Here is a 23158-nt window from a genome sequence, read left to right on the forward strand (position 1 = left end):
ATGGTAATTTATAAATTTATTGTGTATTAATAGGTAATTAATGTTATAAGATAATTGTATTTTATTGTATACTAATTCAAATAATTTTTATTTGATTCCGCTTGCGTCTTTTAAAATATTTGTTTTATCGGTTTTTTCCCAAGGGAATTTTTCTCGTCCAAAATGTCCATACACAGCTGTATCTTTATAAATTGGTTGTAATAAATTTAACATAGTAATTATCCCATAAGGACTAAAATCAAATAAATCATTTATTAGTGTTATTAAAGTTGAATGTAAAACTTTTTCTGTTCCAAAAGTTTCGATATTAATAGCTATTGGATTTTCTACTCCAATAGCATAAGATATTTGTAGTTCACAGCGCTCTGCTAATCCTGAAGCTACGATATTTTTTGCTACATATCGTGCTGCATAAGCAGCAGAACGATCTACTTTAGATGGATCTTTTCCAGAAAAAGATCCGCCTCCATGTCTGGCCATACCTCCATATGTATCTACAATTATTTTTCTTCCAGTTAAACCGCAGTCAATTATTGGCCCTCCTATTGTAAAATTACCACCAGGATTAATAAAAAATTTAGTGTGTTTAGATATCCATTTTTTTGGTAATACTGGTTTAATAATTTCTTCCATAACTGCTTCTTTTAAATCTATTAATTTAACATCATGATGATGTTGTGTAGATAACACAACTGCAGTAATTCCTATTATTTTATTATTGTTATAAGAAAACGTTATTTGGCTTTTTGCATCTAATCCTAGCCAAGGTAAAGTTTTATTTTTTCGTACTATTGATTGTCTATTTATTAAACGATGAGCATAGGTAATGGGGGCTGGCATTAACACGTCAGTTTCATTTGTTGCGTATCCAAAAATCGACCCTTGATCTCCTGCTCCTTGTTTGATTTTATTATTATTTAAATTTATGCTATTTTTAATTTCTGGCGATTGTTGGTTAATTATACTGAAGATTGAGCATGAATTTGCATCTAGTCCCATATCTAAATTAACATATCCGATTTCTCGAATAGTGGTTTTAATAATCTCTTCTATATTAATTGAGGCTGTTGTGGTGATTTCTCCCCCTATTACTACTATGTTTGTTTTAACGTAAGTTTCACATGCAACATGAGCGTTAGAGTCTTGTGTTAAAATGGAATCTAATATTGCATCAGATATTTGATCGGCAATTTTATCTGGGTGTCCTGGTGATACGGATTCTGATGTAAAAAAATATTGATTCATTTTGAGTGTATATATAAATTAGTTAATGAAAGTAGTTATTGTGCAAAATATTTTATTTATAAAATTATAAAAATAATAATTGATAACTATCATACCATATGTTGTGTATAATATATATTAAGAATTATATAATATGATATCTTAGAATTAAGATGTATTGTCTAAAAATATTAGAAAATTAGTTATTTTAAGTATAATGTTAATTTGTCTCATTATTTATTTGAATAGTCAAAAAACATATGAACAATTTTAGTTGTAATAATGATCATTCTTTATTTTCAAATGCGTTTGGATTTTTAAGATTACCTTTAGAATTCGATCCATATACCCAATGTAGTGATTGGGTAATTACTGGAGTACCTTTTGATATGGCTACTTCTGGAAGGCCGGGAAGTAGATTTGGTCCAACTGCCATTAGGCAAGCGTCTATAAATCTAGTTTGGGAACAGTGTCGGTGGCCTTGGAATTTTAATATACGAGAAAAATTAAAAATTATTGATTGTGGTGATTTAGTATATAAAATAGGTAGTATTCAAAATTTTACGGATAATTTACAAATACATATTGAACATTTATTAAATTCTAGAAAGAAGGTTTTTTTATTAGGAGGGGACCATTATATCACATTACCTGCTTTACGTGCTTACTCAAAAATTTTTGGAAAAATAGCTATTATTCATTTTGATGCTCATACAGATTGTTATAGTAATTGTAGTCAGTATGATCACGGAGCTGTTATGTTATATGCATTAAATGAAGGATTGATTAATCCTAATTTATCAATTCAAATTGGAATTCGGACTGAATATGATACAAAATTTGGTTTTACAATATTAGATTCAGAATTTGTTAATTCAGTGGATACTAGTATTATAGTTAATAAAATAATATCGGTTATTCAAAATGCGCCAGTATATTTGACTTTTGATATAGATTGTTTAGATCCATCAATAGCACCTGGAACTGGCACTCCTGTAATTGGAGGATTAACTTCATCGTGTGTTTTAAAATTAATACGCAGTTTAAAAAAAATAAATATTATTGGGATGGATATAGTAGAAGTATCCCCTGAATATGATTGCTCTCAAATTACTGCATTAACTGCGGCTACGTTAGGTTTAGAAATGTTATATACACAGGCTGTTATTTGCTGAGTCGATGCATATATATAGTTATTATTGACTAATATTGATGGGGGTAATCGTGCATAATATTACATATTGAATTTTAAATTATATATTTTAAATAGAATTAATTTTTTGTCAATCAATAATAATGTATAGATAGAAGTGTAGTTTTAAGGTTGTTGTATAGAATACTAATAAGCATAAAAAAATTTATTTGCGCGCATTTATATAATGTATTAATAAATAAAAAAGATAGTATATATATTAGGCATTATAGCACTTAAATGTGCAGTGGTTGTACTTAGTAGTATAATTATTTTATAAATATTGTATTAGAACTGTATGAAATTTTCATGATTATAGTGTAAGTGAAGTATTAATTAAATTAAGTATTAATAAAAAATAATTTATATATAGATATATATTGTAATGTAAAGAGGTCAATCATAGTTATGATTTCAATAAATGATTTGGATTTATTTGATAAACAAATATTAATTCGTTCGGATTTAAATGTACCTGTTAAAAATGGAGTTATTACTTCTAATAGAAGGATTCATGCGTCGTTACCAACAATTCAATTAGCCTTATCTAAAAGTAAACGAGTCATGGTAACTTCTCATTTAGGTAGGCCTGTAGAAGGTGAATATGATCCGAATTTTTCCTTACAACCTGTAGTGGATTATTTAAAATATTATTTAAGTGATCAAATTAGAGGAGTACGATTAGTTAAAGACTATTTAGATGGAATTCAGTGGGTTTCAGATGAATTATTAATTTTAGAGAATGTGAGGTTTAATAAGGGAGAAAAAAAAGACGATGAAGTATTATCGAAAAAATATGCTGCATTATGTGATGTATTTGTAATGGATGCTTTTGGTAGTGCTCATCGTATGCAAGCATCTACACATAGTATTAGTAAATTTGTTAAAGTAGCTTGTTCTGGTTTGTTATTAGAGCAAGAATTAAAGGCTTTACACCAAGCTTTATCTAATCCTGTTAGACCCATGGTTGCTGTAGTTGGAGGATCTAAAGTATCTACTAAATTAACTGTATTAGAATCTTTATCAAAAATAGCAGATTATCTTATTGTTGGAGGAGGTATTGCAAATACTTTTTTGGCTGCTTTAGGTAAAAAAGTAGGGAAATCTTTATATGAAACTGAACTTATACCTACAGCTAGAAATCTTTTGAAGAATTGTGATATTCCTATTCTTACTGATGTTAGAGTAAGTTCTGAATTTTCTGAAACTGCTCAATCTATTATGAAAAATGTAATTGATATTAAAGATGATGAACAAATTCTAGATTTAGGTGATAATTCTATTGATCGAATATTGCAGATTTTAGATTGCGCTAAAACCATATTATGGAATGGACCTCTTGGAGTATTTGAGTTTCCAAGTTTTAGAAAAGGCACAGAAATGGTATCTCGATCTATTGCTGCGAGTAATGCTTTTTCTATTGTAGGAGGTGGTGATACTTTGATGGCTGTTGATTTATTTGGTATATCTAATCAAATATCTTACATTTCTACGGGAGGAGGAGCTTTTTTAGAATTTATCGAAGGTAAAATTCTTCCGTCTATACAGGCTTTAGAAGATCACCAAAGAATTAGAAACATAATATGATCACAAAAAATAGTATTAAAAATGAATAAATTTAAAATAAGTGTTTTACATAGCTGAATATATTATAACGTTATGTTATAAACATGAGTTATTTAATTTAATCATATAGAAGTGACATGTAAATGACTGGTATTTTTAAATTTATAAAACCTGGTGTAATTTTTGGGAATGATATACAAAAATTATTTTCTTTAGCAAAGAAAAATAATTTTGCATTACCTGCGGTAAACTGTATAGGGATAGATTCAATTAATGCTGCTTTAGAAGCTGCTTCTAACATGAAATCTCCAATTATTTTGCAATTTTCTAATAAAGGATCAGCTTTTATGGCAGGATATGGATTAGATAATGAGAATTATTCAGCATCAATTTTAGGGGCAATTGCAGGGGGCTTGTATGTACATCATATATCTATTCATTATGGTATCCCAGTTATTTTGCATACTGATCATTGCCCGAAAAAATTTTTACCTTGGATTGATGCTTTATTAGATTTTAGTGAAAAACATTTTGCTTCTACTGGAAATCCATTATTTTCTTCGCATATGATTGACTTATCTGCAGAATCTTTGGAAGAAAATATAGAAATTAGTTCACAATATTTAAGTCGGATGGCTAAATTAAATATGATCTTAGAAATAGAGTTAGGTTGCACTGGAGGAGAGGAAGATGGAATTAATAACGATTGTTTGGATCAGTCTTGTTTATATACCACTCCTGAAGATGTAGCTTATGCTTACGAAAAGTTACATGTAATTAGTCCTAGATTTATGATAGCTGCTTCGTTTGGGAATGTTCATGGAGTATATCAACCTGGTAATGTACGATTAGATCCTAAAATTTTAGATAAATCTCAAAAATATATTTCTAATAAATTTGGGTTATCTAAAAATTTTTTAAATTTAGTATTTCATGGGGGGTCTGGTTCTTCTTCAGAAGAAATTAAAAAAGCAATTACATATGGAGTAGTAAAAATTAATTTTGATACTGATATACAATGGGCTTCTTGGGAAGGAGTTTTGAAATATTATAAAAAAAATAAAAATTTTCTTCAGGCTCAATTAGGTAACCCACATGATAATAATTTTCCGAATAAAAAATTTTACGACCCTAGAGAATGGTTAAGAGAAAGTCAAAAGTCAATGATTAAATATTTAGAAAAGATATTTTTTATATTAAATGCAACTAATATTTTGTGAATATTTAAAATAGAATCAGGATTGTGAATGTAGAATTAGCATATGTTATCGTTTGTGTATAATTTAATAATTAGTTCTTTTGAATAAGAGATTTTTGGGTGATGTGTTATCGATTAGGAGTATAAGATTAATTATTTAATTAATTGGAATATTATGATGTTTATAACAATATCATGTATAGACTTAATATTCATGAGAATTAATAAAATTTTGATTAGTAGATTTTTGATGTTTGTCAGATATAGAAGAAAAGTTATATGAAACAAGATGAATTGAAAAAAGCAGTAGGGTGGGCAGCATTAAAATATATTAAATTTAATACTATTATAGGTATAGGTACAGGATCTACAGTTTCTTATTTTATTAATGCTTTAGGCAGTATAAAGGAAAAAATAATCGGGGTAGTATCTAGCTCAAAAAATTCGTCAATTCAGTTAAAAAAAGTGGGGATTCCGATATATAATTTCAATAATATAGATAATCTTGATGTATATATTGATAGTGCGGATGAGATTGATAAATATATGCAAATGATCAAAGGTGGAGGAGGGGCTTTAACTCAAGAAAAAATTCTTGCTTTTGCTGCAAAACAATTTATTTGTATTATTGATAGTAGTAAACAAGTAGATATATTAGGGCGTGGGCCACTACCAGTTGAAGTTATACCGATGGCACGTAGTTTAGTAGCTAAGGAGTTAATTCGTTTAGGTGGATTGCCTGAATATCGTTATGGTGTGGTTACCGATAATGGAAATAGTATTTTAGATGTACATAATATGAATATAATTAATGCTTCTTTATTAGAAGAGAGGATTAATAATATTCCTGGAGTAGTAAGTGTTGGTATTTTTGCTCACAGGAAAGCAGATGTTGTATTGATTAGCACAAAAAATGGAATAAAAGTATTAAATAATAATAATTTAAAATAAATTAGTTGTTCTTATTTTTAAAATAAGAGCTAAATTTTTTATTTTTTTATGGATTACAAATTGCTATATAATGATTTTGTATCTTTTTTATTAAAAAAGTTAATTAATTTTCATACAAGAGTGATTATTTTAATATAAACAAGATGGAGTAATTATGTTAGATAGTTTTATATCCCATTGTTCTATAGGTAATAAATGATTTGGAATTTTTTGAAAGTTATATGCTAGTCCAATGCAAATACAATTTTTTATTTTTTTTTCCCAATGTTGTAATGTTTTATCATAAAATCCACCACCCATACCTAGTCTGTTTTTGTTTTGATCAAAAGCGACTAGTGGAATAAATAAAATGTCTAGTAATTCCATAGGTATAATATGAATATTATTGTTGTTATATTTGGGTTCATATATATTGAAACGATTGCGAACAAGGGGGGTTGATAAGGTGTATTTCACAAATGATAAATATTGAATAGACTGTGTATATATATTGGGAAGTATTGGTAAATATATTGATTTATTCATAAGTAATAAAGTTTTAATAAGTAAATTAGTAGAGACTTCTCCATCGGTTGAAATAAAAATTGCTATATTTTTAGCTTGATCTACATAATGTAGATTGATAATTTTATTAGTTATTAATTGAGCTGCTACATATTGCTCTGAAAATGTTAAGGATTGTCTTAAAGAACGTATATATTTTCGGATTTTTTTTTTATTTGTGACGTGGCGCATAGTGTTTTATTCATGATTAGATATTATTTAATAGTAGTATAATATTATTGTTTTTGTTAATATATTACGTTGGGTAATAAAATGCGTTTGTTATTTTTTATAACAAAGTTATGTATGTTTAGAATATTCTAAAGTTAAGTTAGAGCGTTCTGTTAAATTATCGTGTGTTGTTAAAGCTTTTTCAACAGTTTGTTGTACTTCTAATAAACATTTTTTAACGTGTAATATATATTCAACTGTTTTTAATTTTTCTTGAGCTAATTCGTGACAAATATTTAAAGCAGTTATGAATATTAGTTGGTCAGAATTAGTTACTTTTGTTTTAATTTTCAAATCGTGTAAGCGTTTTGTTAAATCTTGTACTGCTTTATTTAAAGCATCTTTTTGGTGGGGTGGGCAGTTTATTCTTAGTGTACGTCCAAAAATTTGAATATCTATTGGTTTTTCAGGCATATTTAAACTCCGAAGTGTGACTGTTTTTATATTTATTTACATTTGTTTAGTCTTTTAAAATTAATTAAATCATATAATTGTATATAATTTTTATCTGGGTTGCATAATTTTTTTTAATTTATATAGTAAATATAACATTTTGTATAAAAAAATTATGCGTATGTATATTTTTTAGAATAATTTCATAACTAGCATGTTAGGTATGTTAATATTAAGAAATAAAGGTATTAAATATAAGATTAGTTTAGTTTTTAAATATATACAAATGCCGGGAGGAATTTATAACTAACTAATTTAAGATTGTATATTCTTTAAGGCTTTAGAATATTTTTAGAAATTATTATAAAATAATTTGTATTTTATTTTTGTTTTATATATAAAGTAATATATAATACGTGGATTTTGTAGTTGGATTTTTTATATTATATATACTTTTGATTATTATATAAATAAACATATGTATTGAATGAAGAACAAATGAAAAATTAGAGACATTAAGTTTTGTTAAAAGTAATAATGCGATAAGCCATATTCGTATACTATTAAGTATCTAATTTTTTGGATTGTTGGATATTTTGTTATGTCTGTTGTAATAAGTGGTGGTGGAATGATAGGGTTGATTTTGGCATTGAAGTTGTCTAAATTAACGCAAGGGAGGTTAGAAATTTCATTAATCGAGCAGAATTCTATTGATATCTGTAAAGATAAATTCTTTTTAGGCAATCCTGGTGTGATCGCATTATCTAGAGGAGCGTATTTTGAGTTATCTAAAATTGATATCATTTCTTCTATTTTATCTCATTATTCTTCTATTGTAGATACACTAGAGATTAGTGAATATAGTAAGTTTAGCGAAGTTTTTATTGATGCTCAAGATTATCACGTATCAGAATTAGGTTATATAATGCCTTTGTTTCCTATTAGAAGAGAATTATATGATGTTTTGTATCGGCAACCTGGTGTAACTATATATTGTTCTGTTAAAATACAGCATATTATCCGAAAAAAATCTCATAATATTATTTTTTTAAATACTGGGAAAAAGATAATTTCAAAATTAATAATTGCAGCAGATGGATCTGGGTCAAATTTAATCAATTATTATGGTATTCAACAATTTAAGTGGAATTATCATCAAACAGCAGTAGTTACTGAAGTAACTACTGCTGTGTCTCATTGTGGTCGAGCGTTTGAAAGATTTACCCCATTTGGTCCTTTAGTTTTTTTACCTATGTCTAATAGAAATGTAAGTTTTATGATTTGGTGTATATTTAAAAAAAGAAATCAAGAAATTTTTAAATATGGAAGCAGTAATTTTTCTAAAATATTACAAAAAATGTTTGGATGGAAATTGGGTAAAATTTTGCATATAAAAAATCGATATTTTCATAATCTTTGGTTAATATATTCTTATAATCATATTGCTTATAGATTAGCTTTAGTTGGAAATTCTGCACAGAAACTTCATCCTATAGCTGGACAAGGGTTTAATCTTGGAATTCGAGATGTTGTAGTGTTATCTGAAATTATTTATCAAGCTTTAAGAGATAATGTAGATATTGGAGATTATTCTGTATTAAGTGCGTATCAAAAACGCAGGCGTTTAGATCAATTTAAAACTATTGCTGCAACAGATGGGTTAATTAATTTATTTGAAAATCATTATTTGCCGTTAATTATTGCTCGGAATTTAGGATTATTTTGTATTGAACATAATTCTTTTTTGAAGGATTTTTTTGTAAAAAAAGCATTATTTTGGTCTTTAATGTAATGTTTTACTATATTTTAATGATAGTTTATTTATTTTTTTGTAATACATAATGAATAATGAAGAAATTTGATTTGATTATTGTCAATAAAGGATTGCCTGGATTAATTTTAGCTTGTGGGTTGAGTAGGTACTTTAGTATTGCAATAATAGAACAGAACGAAATAATCGATATTTCGCAAACCAGATCATGCAATGTAAAAGAAATATCATTTTTTAATATTATTAGTATAAAAATTTTAAAATATTTACAGGCATGGGATACAGATATTTCGTATCTTTTGAATTCTGTATATAAATTAGAAATTTTAGAAAAAGATAATGTAATTGGTATATTAAAAAAAAAAATTTGAATTTGGTTATTTAGGTTATCCTGAGTTGGGGTACATTATCGATAATGTCAAATTATTAGATGTTTTGACAAATTATGCTAAAACTTTAAAAACTATTCATTTTTTTTATTTTACCAACTCGTTTGAAATAATATTTCATAATTATAATGAAGTATTAATTAATTTAGATAATGAGTTTATATGTTCTGCTAAGTTAATAATTGCAGCGGATGGAATTAATTCTTATATTAGAAATAGAGTAAATATCCCGTTAATATTTAAAGATATTAGGTACTATAGATTATCTGCTCTTGTTCATACTAAAAAAGAACATCAATGTACTTTTCGTTGTATCGTTCATGATCACGGGATAATAATTTTTTTACCGTTACAAAATTTGCATTTATCTTATGTTTTTTGGATATTGTCTTCGTATGAGATTAAAAAATATTTAAATACTAAAAATATGAATCAACATATTTTTAATGTTGAGTTGATAAGATTTTATGATGTTTTAGGTAAAACAATTTTATGTCAAGATGATGAAGTGATTCAAGTTTTTCCTATAAGGATACAGTATGCATGTGATATTATAAAACATCGATTAATATTGTTGGGGCAATCAGCGTATGTTGCATGTCCTTTTGTTTTTTGGAATATAAATATAGAACTTATGGATGTAATATTATTATTTAATTATTTAAGAGAAGGACAGAAAACTAATAAAGATATTGGGTGTTATTCTTATTTACAATTATATAGTAATTATAGAAAACATAGTAGAAATAAATTTATTGTACACATAGCACATATCTTATCCAACTCTTGTTATGACAAGGGTTGGATAAGATATGTGCTATGTGCGTTTGATTATTTAACTAAAATCATTCCTAACAGTGATGAATATATATTAAAATATATTATGGGACTAAATGATGTGCCTAATTGTTTATTTAGAAAAAAATAATCAATTTTGATTTCGATATTATTATATTAATTTGATATCTTGTAAATTTTATACAATTATATTACTGTTTTTTTAAAAAAATGAAATCAGGACATTGAGGCATTTGGATATATAATTGACTATTATTTGGAATCGATTTGAGTAAGATTGCTTGTATCCATAGTTTATTTCCTTTGATTTGACAAGATTGTAATACAGTGCCTACTTTTTTATAGGTTTTATTTTGTATTTGCATTAGATAATTTCCTGAAATAGGAATTTGATTATGTTTATTTGTATCTATAGTTCCTGTTAATTTATGTAATGATTGTTTGTTAAGTTTATAATGTTGAATTCGTGCGATTAGTTCTTGCCCGAGATAACATCCTTTATTAAAACTGATTCCCCCTAATAAATCTATATTCGCTGCTTGAGGGAAGAACATTTCACTTGTTAAAATATCAATATATGGATATCCTGATTCAATGTCCAAAGATATCCATTGGGAATGATTGTTGTATTGAGCAGATAAAAATTGTGCTTCTTTTAGTAAAGAATAAAATAATGAATTGTCATGAACAATTAATAAAAATCGTTCCTTCGGTAGATGAAAATAAAGCACACTAATGCCTTGATGATGTACTATTGTATTAATTTGATTTGGTAGTGTTTTAAAAAATATACTTAAATATTGTTTTGCATTTGATCCTGCTACTCCGAGTAATGTAACATTATAATCTGGGATTATATTTACCTTAGAAAATATTGAATACTTTTTTAAAATTTCAATTTGTTTTTTATATACGTTTGTGGGACAAATGAATGCTAATTCATATTTATTAAAATAAAAAACATACATGTTAGTAATCATTTTACCCTGAACATTACAATGAGAAGAAAAAGTATATTTATTTATGTTTAGATTTTTAATATCGCAAGTAAATTGGTTATGTAAATATGGTATGGAATCTTTTCCAGTCAGTTTAATAAGTATCCAATTTTTTAAGGATATTAAAGTTAAGGGTAAATTTAAAGAAGGTGTTGCTGGTTTTTCTATAAAAATAGTATTAGGTAACATTTTTGTATCATTAATTTAAAAAGGATAATTATCATATCAATGAATATAATAGTATCATTTTTTTTTAGAAATTAGTATTATCAGGGTTTTGATAAAATATTATTTTTTATTGTGTATATAAATATTAATATATTTTTATATTAATCACATAATAATAAGTCATACCATTATTTTTGGTAATATATTGTTTGGTTTATATATACAATAAGCTTTTTTTATGAAGATTAAAATAAAAGGATATACCTTTGATATTTTTTAACAAGAAACTGTGTATCTTTTAAATAAGATAAGCATTTAAGATAATATTGTTTGATCATAATCATAACAAATTATTGAAAAATGGTATAAAAATTGCATTAAAACTTGTTAGTATATAAAAAAATTTTAATTAACGATTTGTAATTATGAATGAAATTAATAGACAAAATTTTTAATGGCGTTCATAGATTGAAATAATTTAATTATATTGATAAAGTTTGATAATTTTTATATTTAAGAAATTAATATAATTGATTGTTAGCATATATATTTGATAAGTTGGAGATGTATCGAATGTTTTTTCAAGAACATGATAATTGTAATTGTTATGTAGATATTCAATCAGGATCTGGAGGAATAGAAGCTCAAGATTGGGCAAATATGTTGTTACGTATGTATTTAAAATGGTTAGATAGCAAGAAAGGTTTTTATGTAAAAAAAACTACAGAAACTTCAGGAGAGTTCTTAGGTATAAAATCTGCCACCATAAAAATTATAGGACCTTATGCGTATGGTTGGTTAAAAACAGAATCTGGGGTACATAGATTAGTTCGTAAAAGTCCTTTTGATTCTGGAGGGAGGAGACATACGTCTTTTGCTTCAATTTTTGTTTATCCAGAATTAGATGACAATATTACTATTAATATCCGGCCAGAAGATTTACGTGTTGATGTGTATAGAGCTTCTGGAGCTGGAGGTCAGCATGTTAATAGAACAGAATCTGCAGTACGGGTTACGCATATTCCAACTAATGTTGTGACTCAGTGTCAAAGTGATCGGTCTCAACATAAAAATAAAAATCAAGCAATTAAACAACTTAAAGCAAAATTATATAATTTAGAATTACAAAAAAAACAGTATGAAAAAAAAATTAGAGAGAATAAAAAATTAGATATTACATGGGGAAGTCAAATACGATCTTATATTTTGGATGATTCTCGTATTAAAGATTTACGAACAGGTTTAGAAAAACGTAACGTTAAAGCTGTGTTGAATGGTGATTTAGATGATTTTGTAACAATGAGTATAAAACAATTAAATAACACTATATAATGTCTAAATATATTGATTTAAAAAAAAGTTTGAATCGAGAAGAATTAAATATTAATTATGATGAATTAAAAATTCGTCAAAAAAAATTGTTGAAAATACGAAAATTAGGGATTGCATTTCCTAACAAATTTCGGCGTAATTATACTTCTTCTCAATTACACAAGGAATTTTCTTATAAAACCCATGAAGATTTAGTTGCGCTTAATATTCAAGTTAATATTTCAGGACGTATAATGACTCGACGAATTATGGGGAAAGCGTCTTTTATTGTATTAAAAGATGGAGAGGGTTCTATTCAATTATATATTACTATTAATTCATTGTTATCTAAACAAATATATGTCAATCATCTGAAACAGTTAGATTTAGGAGATATAATTGGAGCACAAGGTATTTTATTTAAAACTCGTACTGGAGAATTATCTATACGTTGTTATAATGTTATGTTGCTTTCTAAATCTTTACGTCCGTTGCCAAGTAAATTTTATGGGTTAAATAATTCAGAAAAAAAATACCGACAAAGATATTTAGATTTAATAGTGAATGATAAGTCTAGTAAAATTTTCAAAAAACGTTCTTTGATTATATATAAAATACGTCAATTTATGAAGAAATATGATTTTATAGAGGTAGAAACTCCAATAATGCATACAATTCCAGGAGGTGCTATAGCTCGTCCTTTTGTTACTTACCATAATAAATTAGGAATGCATATGTATCTTCGTATTGCGCCGGAATTATATTTGAAAAAATTAATAATAGGTGGATTTGAACGAATATTTGAAATAAATCGTAATTTTCGTAACGAAAGTATATCTCCATATCATAATCCGGAGTTTACTATGATGGAGGTGTATATAGCTTATTCTGATTACAAAGATATGATATCTTTTACTCAAAAGTTATTATCAAAATTAGCAGAACAAATTTTTAAAAGTAATACTATTCAGTATGGTGAATATTGTTTAAATTTTAAAGAACCTTTTACAAAAATGAGTGTAAAAGAAGCTATTATATATTATTTACCAGAGGTAAAATTAAATAATATAAATGATATGTCAATTATTGTTGATATTTTGAAAAAATTTGAAATTCAATTTAATAAAAAATGGTCTTTAGAGAAGTTACATATGCTCTTATTTGAAGAGATAATAACTAAAAAAATTATTCAACCAACTTTTATTACGCATTATCCAACAGAATTATCACCACTAGCGCGATGCAATGATAATGATTCAAAACTTGCTGATCGTTTTGAACTATTTATTGCTGGATTTGAAATAGGTAATGGCTTTTCAGAATTGAATGATCCAGACGATCAAAGAGATAGATTTTTAAAACAAATACAAGAAAAAAGAATGAATAGTAAAAATACGGATAATACAGATATTGTTCATTGTTATGATGAAGATTATTTAACCGCATTAGAATATGGCTTACCTCCTACCTCAGGAATAGGAATAGGTATTGATCGGTTAGTTATGTTGTTGACTAATCAACATAATATTCGTGATGTGATTTTATTTCCTACTTTGCGTCCAAAATAGTGATCCGTTCGTGTATATGTGGTATTTATGTTACATTTATAATTTTTAACAAGTGAAATATGAATTTCAAGTTTTTAATTTTAATATTTAATATATATAGAAATTATTATGTCCCCACATATTATTAATGAACTATTACGTATTCATAATTACGATAATCTGAAGAAATTATATCATACCTATAAAGGTCCAGTATGGATATATGATTCATCAATTATTATTAATCGTATCACTCAATTGAGACAATTTGATATTATCCGTTTTGCACAAAAATCTTGTTCTAATATTCATATTTTAAAATTGATGTATAATAATGGAGTTAAAATTGATGCTGTTTCTTTAGGAGAAATAGAACGAGCATTATTAGCTGGTTTTAAATTTGGTAAAGAAAAGTCTGAAATTATTTTTACTGCAGACATATTAGAGGAAGAGACTTTATTAAAAATATTAGAACTTAAAATTCCTGTTAATATAGGTTCTATCGATATGATAATTCAATTGGGATCATGTTCTCCTGGCCATGAAGTGTGGATGCGCATTAATCCAGGATTTGGTTACGGACATAATAATAAGACTAATACGGGAGGAGAAAATAGTAAGCATGGAATTTGGTATGAAGATGTTCCTATAGCTTTATTTTATATGCGTAGGTATAATTTGAAATTAACTGGATTGCATATGCATATTGGGTCTGGAGTACATTATAGTCATTTATCTAAAGTATCCACCGTAATGGTGGAGCAAATTTTAAAATATAAAATAGATTTAAAAGTTATTTCATGTGGAGGAGGATTAACAATACCATATAAATTTACTGATCAAGTTGTTAATGTAAATCGTTATTTTAATATTTGGGATCATGCGAGAAAAAGTATTAGTAAATATTTAAAGCATTCAATACAATTAGAAATTGAGCCTGGTCGATTTCTTGTTGCTGAATCAGGAATATTAGTCACTCAAATTAGAGCCATTAAAACCACAGGAAGTCGACGTTTTGTACTAATAGATGCTGGATATAATGATTTGATGCGTCCTGTTATGTATGGTAGTTATCATCATATATCGATAGTTTTTGGAGAAAGAAATAGTAATGATAAAGATATTTGTTTAGGTGAAGAATTAAGTGATGTAGTAGTGGGAGGGCCTTTATGTGAAGCAGGAGATGTGTTTACTCAAGGAGCGAATGGAGAAATTTTATCTAGAAAATTACCTGATTCAGTTAAGGTTGGAGATTATTTAATTTTCCATGATACTGGAGCGTATGGTGCTTCCATGTCTTCAAATTATAATACCCGGCCATTATTACCAGAGGTTTTATTAGAAGATGGTAAAATTAGAGAAATTAGACGAAAACAAAAGTTAGAAGATTTATTTGCTTTAGAGTTACCACGCTAAAATATAAAACGACATTTATTCGTATAAAATAATAAAATTATTAAAATAATATTAAGAATTAATGTTTATTATTGAGACAATAATTAGTCTGCTTATAATTTATATTGTATAATAAAAATTATTTTTTTAGGATTATCCTGTAATTAAAATTATTCTGATTTAATTTTGGCTTATTAAGATAAGTGTTTTAATTAAAGTTTATTATTAAATTTTAAACAAATTGAGGTAATGGGATAGTGATTGATAGTAATGGGTATCGATTAAATGTAGGAATAGTATTATGTAATGCTCGGGGTCAAGTATTTTGGGGAAAAAGACATAAACAACATTCTTGGCAATTTCCGCAAGGAGGGATTGATATTGGTGAAACTCCAGTACAAGCAATGTACAGAGAGTTATTTGAAGAGATAGGGTTAAATTATTATGATGTATGTATATTGTCTGCCACTCATCGTTGGATAAGTTATAAATTGCCTTCTTCATTGATACGATGGGAAATGAAACCATTATGCTTTGGTCAGAAACAGAAATGGTTTTTGTTGAAGTTATTATCTAAAGATACGAAAATTAATATGCAACAAGGAGAAAGTTACACATTTGATTCCTGGAAATGGGTTAGTTTATGGTATCCAGTACGGAGAGTAGTATTTTTTAAGAGACATGTATACAGAAAAGTCATAAAAGAATTTGTTAATTTAATTTTATCTTAATTATTTTCAATATTTTTTGTGTTATTTATATATATTATTATCGGTTTGTATTTTTAAATTCATATATTACTAATGTTTAATCTTTGAGTTGTTAAAATATATATGTTTATAATGCTATATATGTAAAATTATTAATATGCAATATTTTTATACTCCAAACTTTAATCCAATTATATTTAAGATAGGACTAGTTTCATTGCATTGGTATGGAATGATGTATATTTTAGGATTTTTGTTTGCTATATGGTTATTAACTCATCCTCGATATCCTTTAAATATTTTTTTTAATGATAGAAAAGATATAGAGTATTTATTATTTTTAAATTTTTTAGGAGTAATAATAGGAGGTCGTGTCGGATATGCATTATTTTATCAATGGCCTTTTTTTTATTGTCAAGATATATTATGGATTTTAAAAATTTGGGAAGGTGGAATGTCTTTTCATGGTGGGTTGTTGGGAGTAATTATATCAATAAAATGGTTTTCGTATCGTAAAAATCAATCTTTTTTAAAAGTATCTGATTTTGTAGTACCTGCGGTGCCATTTGGTTTAGGATTAGGGAGATTAGGTAATTTTATTAACGGAGAATTATGGGGGCGTGTAACTTTTGATGTTCCTTGGGCTATGTTATTTTATAATTCTTTTTATCAAGATTTATTAGTATTAGAAACTTATCCAGAGTTAGAACCATTATTTAATTATTATGGAGCTCTACCTAGACATCCTTCTCAATTATATGAAATGATTTTAGAAGGCATAGTGTTATTTATTCTTATCTATCTATTTATTTATAAACCAAAACCTGTTGGCAGCATATCAGGATTATTTTTAGTTTTATACGGGTTGTTTAGATTAATTGCAGAATTTTTTCGTCAACCTGATAATCATATAGGATTAATTAATCATTTTTTTACTTTAGGTCAAATTTTATCATTGCCAATGATTGTATCTGGAGGAATAATTATATTATGTGCGTATAAGAAAAAATTATTATCTAAAATAACTTTATTTAAAAAAATGTAAGTTAATTAAAATGTATAAAATATATATATAATGATGAATTTTATAAAAATCTTTTTTAATATTATTGTTTAAATAAAAATTATGTTTATGGTTTATCGTTCTAATTGTATAGAATTATTTATGAAATTTGTAATGGATATCATGTCTCGTTATCAATTATCAAATCCTTTAAAACCTGAAGTTATGTTAATAGAAAATAAAATTATAGCACAATGGATAGAAACAGAGTTGACAAGTTATTTTGGCGTAGCAGCTAATATAACATTTATGAATGTAACAGCTTTTATACAAAAAATTGCGATAGATTTTTTGTCTGATAAAAGTAAAGTAGTAATAAATAGTTTTTGTGATGATTCTATGTATTGGAAATTTATGGAAGTTTTGATGACGTCCGATTTAAATAAAAAATGTTCTATTATTCAAAAATATTTGGATTTTGATATCAATCAGAGAAAATTGAGTCAATTTTCTGAGCAGTTGGCTAATTTATTTTCAGAATATTTAATATATCGGCCAGATTGGTTAAATATGTGGCAATCTAACAAGTTCATAGATAATTTAGATGGTAAAGAGCATCAAATTTGGCAAGCCGAAATATGGCGTATGTTTTTAAATAATATAGAACACAAATCTCAAAAGTTTAATTCTGTGTATCGATGCGTATGTTTTTTAGAAAAAAATATTAAAAAGATAAATTGGAATCAATTGCCAAATAGAATTTTTATTTATGGGATTACGTCTATACCTTTAATATATTTAAAAATATTAAAATTATTAAGTTATCATATTGATATTTATTTATGTTTTATTAGTCCATTCGAAAATAATTGGAATTGGTATCAACATAAATATGATAATGATTTATTGTTGGAACGAAATACATATCAGTGTCACTGTGATATTTTATCTGAATTTTCGAAGAATAATGACATGAATTATCATAAACAATATGATAAGAATAGTATATGTATGTTACAATTAGAACATCCCTTATTAAATTCATGGGGAAAAGTTGGTAAAGGTGCATTATGTTCATTAAGTCAATTACATCCACTATTTGAAATTAAAGCTTTTAAATATCCTCAAACCGATTCAATATTACATATTTTACAAAGAAATATTTTAGAATTTTCAAATATTCATTTAAATCCTGAAAAAAAATCTCTTGTTTTTCCAGTTGAAAAAAAATTTAGCCAAAAAAAACATATTTTAAAGTTATTAGATCAATCTATTACTTTTCATGAATGTTATAGTATTCAACGAGAAATAGAAGTGTTGCATGATAATTTATTGTTAATGCTTTCTGATGATCCGAATCTATTACCTGGGGACATAATAGTTATGGCCCCCAATATTGATTTTTATATTGCAGAAATTAAAACTGTTTTTAATAATGTATTTAATAGAAAATTACCATTTTCTATTTCTGCTAACCATAATAATAGTATTCATCCAATCATATCTAGTATTTTAAGTATATTAGATATATCAAACAGTCGATTTACTGCGGAGGAGATTTTATCACTTTTATCAGTATCATCTATATCTTCTAAATTTCATATTAATAACGAAGAAATAGAGTTATTACGTTTATGGGTAATTAAGTCTGGTATTAGATGGGGTTTAGATGAAGAAACTATGAAAACTTTGAATATGCCTATTACTGATCAAAATACTTGGTATTTTGGATTAAAAAGAATGCTTTTAGGTTATGCAATGAAAAGTACAGATAGTGGATTATGGGAAAATATCTCTCCATATGATTGTGGTTGTATAAACGATAAATATGTGCATATTATTTCAGGATTAGTAGAATTTTTAAAAATATTGCAGAAATGGAGAAATCGTTTAAGTTATTCTTATACATTAAAAACTTGGTTGTTATATTTTAAAGAAATTATTAATGATTTTTTTTATTGTAATGATTTCAATATAGAGGAAAATCAGGCTTTGTTAATATTAAAAACTTACTGGATTAATATAATAGAATCAGGGATGAAATTGGGATATTCAAATACTATTCATATCTCTATATTAAGGGATAAATTAATACATAAGCTAAATAAAAAAAATATATATTACCGATTTGTACCAAATGTTATAAATTTTTGCAATATTAATCCTATATGTCTTATCCCTTGTAAAATTTTATGTCTTATAGGTATGAATGTTGATGCATACCCTAGATCTCAGTCTATATATGATTTTAATTTAATAGCAAAAAAATTAAGGTGTGGAGATAATAATATACGCAAGGAAAATGATTATTATGCGTTTTTATTATTGTTTTTATTACCTAAAGCACGAATTTATTTTAGTTTTATCAATGAATCAATAATAAGAAGCAATATTAGTAATAATTCATCAATTTTAATTAACGAACTTCTAGAATATATTGCTCAAAATTTTTGTTTAATTGGAGACCAAAATTTAGATATACAATATAATATAAAACGTGTGCAAAAATATTTGTTTTATACACATAGTCACATGCCATTTAATTTGATTAATTTTACTTTAAATTCTAAAACACCTAGTTTTTTCTATGAATGGTTACATATTGCTGATACTAATATAAATTCGGATAAATCATTAATTGATTTTAATTTTATTACTACATTGCCATACATTACTGTTTCTACAGTATTATTAGATGAGTTATATAATTTTTATAAACACCCGGTACGGGTATGGTTTCAAAAACGTTTACAAATATATTTTTATCAATGTAAATATAATAGCATATTGAATGATGAAGTTTTTTCTGTAAATTCATTATATAAGTTTAAAATTAATACAAAATTACTTAATTATTTAATATGTGAAAAAAATACTGATGTATTATATGATGAACTTTATGCATCTGGAATGTTACCTCGTGAATCATTTAGTAAATTGTATTGGATTAATCAATGTAATCAAATGAACATTTTAGCAAATAACATTAAAGAGTATTATTTACCCAATAAGATATTTACTTTAAATATTTGTTTAAAATATTCGAATATTACATTAACTGGTAAATTAAGTTCAGTCCAAGTAAATGGATTGATTCGTTGGAAACCTTCTAAACTTTCTATGAAAGATTGTTTTTTGTTGTGGTTAGAGCATTTAGTGTATTGTGCTTCAGGAGGAAATGGGGATAGTCGATTATTTGGTATTAATAGTATATGGCATTTTCCTTTTTTTACTCAAAAAAAAGCAAAAGAGTTATTACAGCCTTTAATTTTAGGTTATTGTTCTGGAATTAACGCTCCTTTGATTTTATTATATAAGTCTGGAGGTATGTGGATGAATAATATGTTTGATTGGAATAATAAAGTTATATATTCAAATCAAACTGCTCACGAGAAGGCTTGTCAAAAATTAATACAAGTTTGGCAAGGTAATATTATTACTAATGAATATTTTTCTGATATGAAAGAAAGTCATGATTTTTATTTACGAAAACTTATTCCATTTAATTTAAATAAAAAACATATACAAATAATCGTTGATACTGCAAAATATTATTTTTTAAATATGATGCGGTATAGAATATTATAGTTTATGAGTATAAAATTAGGAATCTTTAGTATTATTAATACAATAGTGATTTGATGAGTCTGTTTATAATATCATTTACTGATCTTATATATTAGTAATGTATGCATGCCTTTTTTATTCTATTAAATAATCCGCTGTAGCGTTGAGTAGCAGCACTAACAGTGCGTATTAATACGTTATCTGTTGCATATAGAGTAAGTTTTAGTTGAGCTCTAGTAACAGCAGTATATAGTAATTCTCTTGTTAATATTGTGGAATGTTCATTAGGCAATATAATATCGGTATTTAAAAATGAAGAGCCTTGGGCTTTATGTATGGTCATAGCAAAACATGTTTCGTGGGCTGGTAATTGATTTATTTTTATGATTTTAATTTCATTGTTCGGTAAGAGAAAATAAGCAGACAAATGGTTTTGAGCATCAGGTAATAGAATTCCCGTATCTCCATTACATAATTCTAAAGATGGCTCGTTATGCAATATAATTATTGGTCTTCCTATATAATTGTTTGATTTATTTAAAGTTATCAATCCGCATTGAGTAAGGGTTTGCTCGATAAAATAGTTTAATTTTATTACTCCAAATATACCATGTTTGAATGCACATAATATTCGATATTGATCAAATATTTTCAAAGTGTTTATTGAAAATATTTTTTTGTATTGTAAATTTTTGAGGTAATGATAATATTTATTAGAGCATCTTTTAATCATCGTTATGTAATCTTTTTCATTTTTTAGATGTATATAAGATAAATCAGTATATTTTTTAGAATTAAGGATAGAGAGTGTTCGTGTATAATCGCCTAAATTTATAGCAGACGATAATTGGCCAATTCCTGAATTTTTATTAAATCTATAATTTTGATTTAATATACATATTCCATCAGAAATATTATTATAAAAACAATTTTTAGCACTATTCAAATTAGCATTGCTGAAAATATTATCAGGATATTGAGTTAATTGTATCAATTCTTTCTGCCGTTTTATAGAATATTGAAAATTAGAAAATTGACATACATCTCTAAAAATAGATCCAGGTTCTATTGAATATAATTGATGATGATCTCCTGAAAAAATAACTGTTACATGTATGGGTAAAATTTTAATTAATTGAGATAACATAGATACACTTAACATAGAAGATTCATCAATAATTAAATAATCTATATCTAAAGTGTTTGAATAATTTGTGAGGGTTTTTTGTTGTATAAAAAAATGCTCAATTACACTATGCACAGTAGTAGCTTTTAATTCTAATTTATATTTGAAAAAGCCATTGAGTTGATTAAAATTATTTAATTTATTATTACAGGAGTAAGTTAAAATGCTTGCTGATTTTCCTGTTGGGGCAATCATTTTTATACGTAGATTATGATCATATAATAATAGTGCTGTAATTATTTTTGCTATAGTTGACGTTTTTCCAGTTCCAGGACCTCCAGAGATTAATACTCTAGAATGTATAAAACTAAGGATAGTAGCTATTTTGTGCCAATTTACTTGTTTCGAAGAAGTTTCAGGAAATAATTGTTGAATAATATGTATTATTTTGGTACTCGGGTATCGATTAAAATGATTATAAGAAGAATTAAAAAACTTAGCTATTGTGCATTCATCTTGCCATATTCGATATAAATATAAATGGTTATTATCTAAAACTAAAGGAGAAGTATACGACCCATTTCCTACTGCAGATAAAGATAATAAAATTTCTTGCCAATCATCTATTGATAGTTTTTTTATTTCTTGTAAAATTTTAAAATTTGATAGTAGTAGGGGGGGGTAGTAGTGTTGGTGTAGTTTATCAGAAGTCAGTATATGTATAGGTAGACATGTATGCCCTAATCTAACATAAGCACTTAAATATGTGCTAGCTAATAGTAGTACAGTTTTTTCTATATTTGTAATGTTATTAATGTGATGAGTTTTAGAATTAAATACCGAAGTGATTAGTATTTTAGCGAATTGCAAATCTAAAGGATTCCAGAGTTTTACCGGTGATTTTTGTTTAGATAAATTTTTCATATTTATATTTAGTGGTTATATATTTTCATGCATAGCATTCTAAAGATATTATGAGTTAATATCTTAGTTTAAATATTATTGCACTTATTTTATGTATTGTATATTGATGAATATATAGTTGTAGGTTGATTGTAATAGTATATATATTAATAT

At 26.1% G+C, this 23158-nt stretch carries 17 protein-coding genes and 1 pseudogene; 13 read left to right on the forward strand and 5 right to left on the reverse strand.

The features are described 5' to 3' along the window. Window positions 1–87: 87 nt before the first annotated feature. Window positions 88–1245, reverse strand: a complete 1158-nt coding sequence (gene metK / locus BVAF_RS01250; RefSeq protein WP_013516577.1) for a methionine adenosyltransferase — start codon at window positions 1243–1245, stop codon at window positions 88–90. A gap of 239 nt (window positions 1246–1484) precedes the next feature. Here metK and speB point away from each other — a divergent pair, with 239 nt between their 5' ends. The 4 genes from speB (at window position 1485) to rpiA (ending at window position 6131) form a co-directional block, all read left to right on the forward strand. Then, window positions 1485–2399, forward strand: coding sequence for an agmatinase (gene speB / locus BVAF_RS01255; protein WP_013516578.1), 915 nt, complete (start codon window positions 1485–1487; stop codon window positions 2397–2399). A gap of 425 nt (window positions 2400–2824) precedes the next feature. Then, window positions 2825–4003 (forward strand): phosphoglycerate kinase, encoded by a 1179-nt coding sequence (locus BVAF_RS01260; protein ID WP_013516579.1) that lies wholly within the window; start codon window positions 2825–2827, stop codon window positions 4001–4003. 122 nt (window positions 4004–4125) lie between these two features. Next, window positions 4126–5202 carry a class II fructose-bisphosphate aldolase gene (gene fbaA / locus BVAF_RS01265; RefSeq protein WP_013516580.1) on the forward strand — a complete coding sequence of 359 codons (1077 nt, stop codon included), beginning with the start codon at window positions 4126–4128 and terminating at the stop codon, window positions 5200–5202. A 257-nt stretch (window positions 5203–5459) separates the two neighbouring features. Then, window positions 5460–6131 carry a ribose-5-phosphate isomerase RpiA gene (gene rpiA / locus BVAF_RS01270; protein ID WP_013516581.1) on the forward strand — a complete coding sequence of 224 codons (672 nt, stop codon included), beginning with the start codon at window positions 5460–5462 and terminating at the stop codon, window positions 6129–6131. A gap of 129 nt (window positions 6132–6260) precedes the next feature. On the opposite strand, the gene BVAF_RS01275 is transcribed toward rpiA, so the two are convergent. Next, window positions 6261–6866, reverse strand: a complete 606-nt coding sequence (locus BVAF_RS01275; RefSeq protein ID WP_013516582.1) for a 5-formyltetrahydrofolate cyclo-ligase — start codon at window positions 6864–6866, stop codon at window positions 6261–6263. A gap of 108 nt (window positions 6867–6974) precedes the next feature. After that, window positions 6975–7319, reverse strand: coding sequence for a cell division protein ZapA (gene zapA / locus BVAF_RS01280; RefSeq protein ID WP_013516583.1), 345 nt, complete (start codon window positions 7317–7319; stop codon window positions 6975–6977). A gap of 580 nt (window positions 7320–7899) precedes the next feature. Between zapA and BVAF_RS01285 the strand changes: the two genes are divergently transcribed. The 3 genes from BVAF_RS01285 to BVAF_RS01290 are packed head-to-tail and all read left to right on the forward strand — an operon-like array spanning window position 7900 to window position 10386. Further along, window positions 7900–9090, forward strand: a complete 1191-nt coding sequence (locus BVAF_RS01285) for an FAD-dependent monooxygenase (RefSeq protein ID WP_013516584.1) — start codon at window positions 7900–7902, stop codon at window positions 9088–9090. 56 nt (window positions 9091–9146) lie between these two features. Next, the gene (locus BVAF_RS03200; protein ID WP_050805256.1) at window positions 9147–9440 is read left to right on the forward strand and encodes a hypothetical protein; all 294 of its coding nucleotides are present in this window, start codon (window positions 9147–9149) and stop codon (window positions 9438–9440) included. Between the two features lie 25 nt (window positions 9441–9465). Then, window positions 9466–10386 (forward strand): Rossmann-fold NAD(P)-binding domain-containing protein, encoded by a 921-nt coding sequence (locus BVAF_RS01290; protein ID WP_050805257.1) that lies wholly within the window; start codon window positions 9466–9468, stop codon window positions 10384–10386. A 61-nt stretch (window positions 10387–10447) separates the two neighbouring features. On the opposite strand, the gene ygfZ is transcribed toward BVAF_RS01290, so the two are convergent. Next, the gene (gene ygfZ, locus BVAF_RS01295; RefSeq protein WP_013516586.1) at window positions 10448–11443 is read right to left on the reverse strand and encodes a tRNA-modifying protein YgfZ; all 996 of its coding nucleotides are present in this window, start codon (window positions 11441–11443) and stop codon (window positions 10448–10450) included. A gap of 534 nt (window positions 11444–11977) precedes the next feature. On the opposite strand from ygfZ, the pseudogene prfB reads away from it, so the two are divergent. From prfB to recC, 6 genes and pseudogenes are all read left to right on the forward strand, one after another. After that, window positions 11978–12754, forward strand: a pseudogene (gene prfB / locus BVAF_RS01300) (peptide chain release factor 2); the annotation flags it as partial. Then, window positions 12754–14301, forward strand: a complete 1548-nt coding sequence (lysS, locus tag BVAF_RS01305; RefSeq protein ID WP_013516588.1) for a lysine--tRNA ligase — start codon at window positions 12754–12756, stop codon at window positions 14299–14301. The pseudogene prfB and the gene lysS, both read left to right, overlap by 1 nt. 108 nt (window positions 14302–14409) lie before the next feature. Then, window positions 14410–15696, forward strand: coding sequence for a diaminopimelate decarboxylase (gene lysA, locus BVAF_RS01310; protein WP_013516589.1), 1287 nt, complete (start codon window positions 14410–14412; stop codon window positions 15694–15696). A 236-nt stretch (window positions 15697–15932) separates the two neighbouring features. Continuing rightward, a complete protein-coding gene (gene rppH / locus BVAF_RS01315) occupies window positions 15933–16406 on the forward strand; it encodes an RNA pyrophosphohydrolase (protein ID WP_013516590.1) in 474 nt (157 codons plus the stop codon). A 136-nt stretch (window positions 16407–16542) separates the two neighbouring features. Continuing rightward, a complete protein-coding gene (lgt, locus tag BVAF_RS01320) occupies window positions 16543–17430 on the forward strand; it encodes a prolipoprotein diacylglyceryl transferase (RefSeq protein ID WP_013516591.1) in 888 nt (295 codons plus the stop codon). An 87-nt stretch (window positions 17431–17517) separates the two neighbouring features. After that, a complete protein-coding gene (gene recC / locus BVAF_RS01325; RefSeq protein WP_269077270.1) occupies window positions 17518–20976 on the forward strand; it encodes an exodeoxyribonuclease V subunit gamma in 3459 nt (1152 codons plus the stop codon). A 91-nt stretch (window positions 20977–21067) separates the two neighbouring features. Here the strand turns inward: recC and recD are convergent, their stop codons facing one another. Continuing rightward, window positions 21068–23005, reverse strand: a complete 1938-nt coding sequence (gene recD, locus BVAF_RS01330) for an exodeoxyribonuclease V subunit alpha (protein ID WP_013516593.1) — start codon at window positions 23003–23005, stop codon at window positions 21068–21070. Between the last annotated feature and the right edge of the window lie 153 nt (window positions 23006–23158).

This window comes from Candidatus Blochmanniella vafra str. BVAF (assembly GCF_000185985.2).
GTDB classification, from domain to species: domain Bacteria; phylum Pseudomonadota; class Gammaproteobacteria; order Enterobacterales; family Enterobacteriaceae; genus Blochmanniella; species Blochmanniella vafra.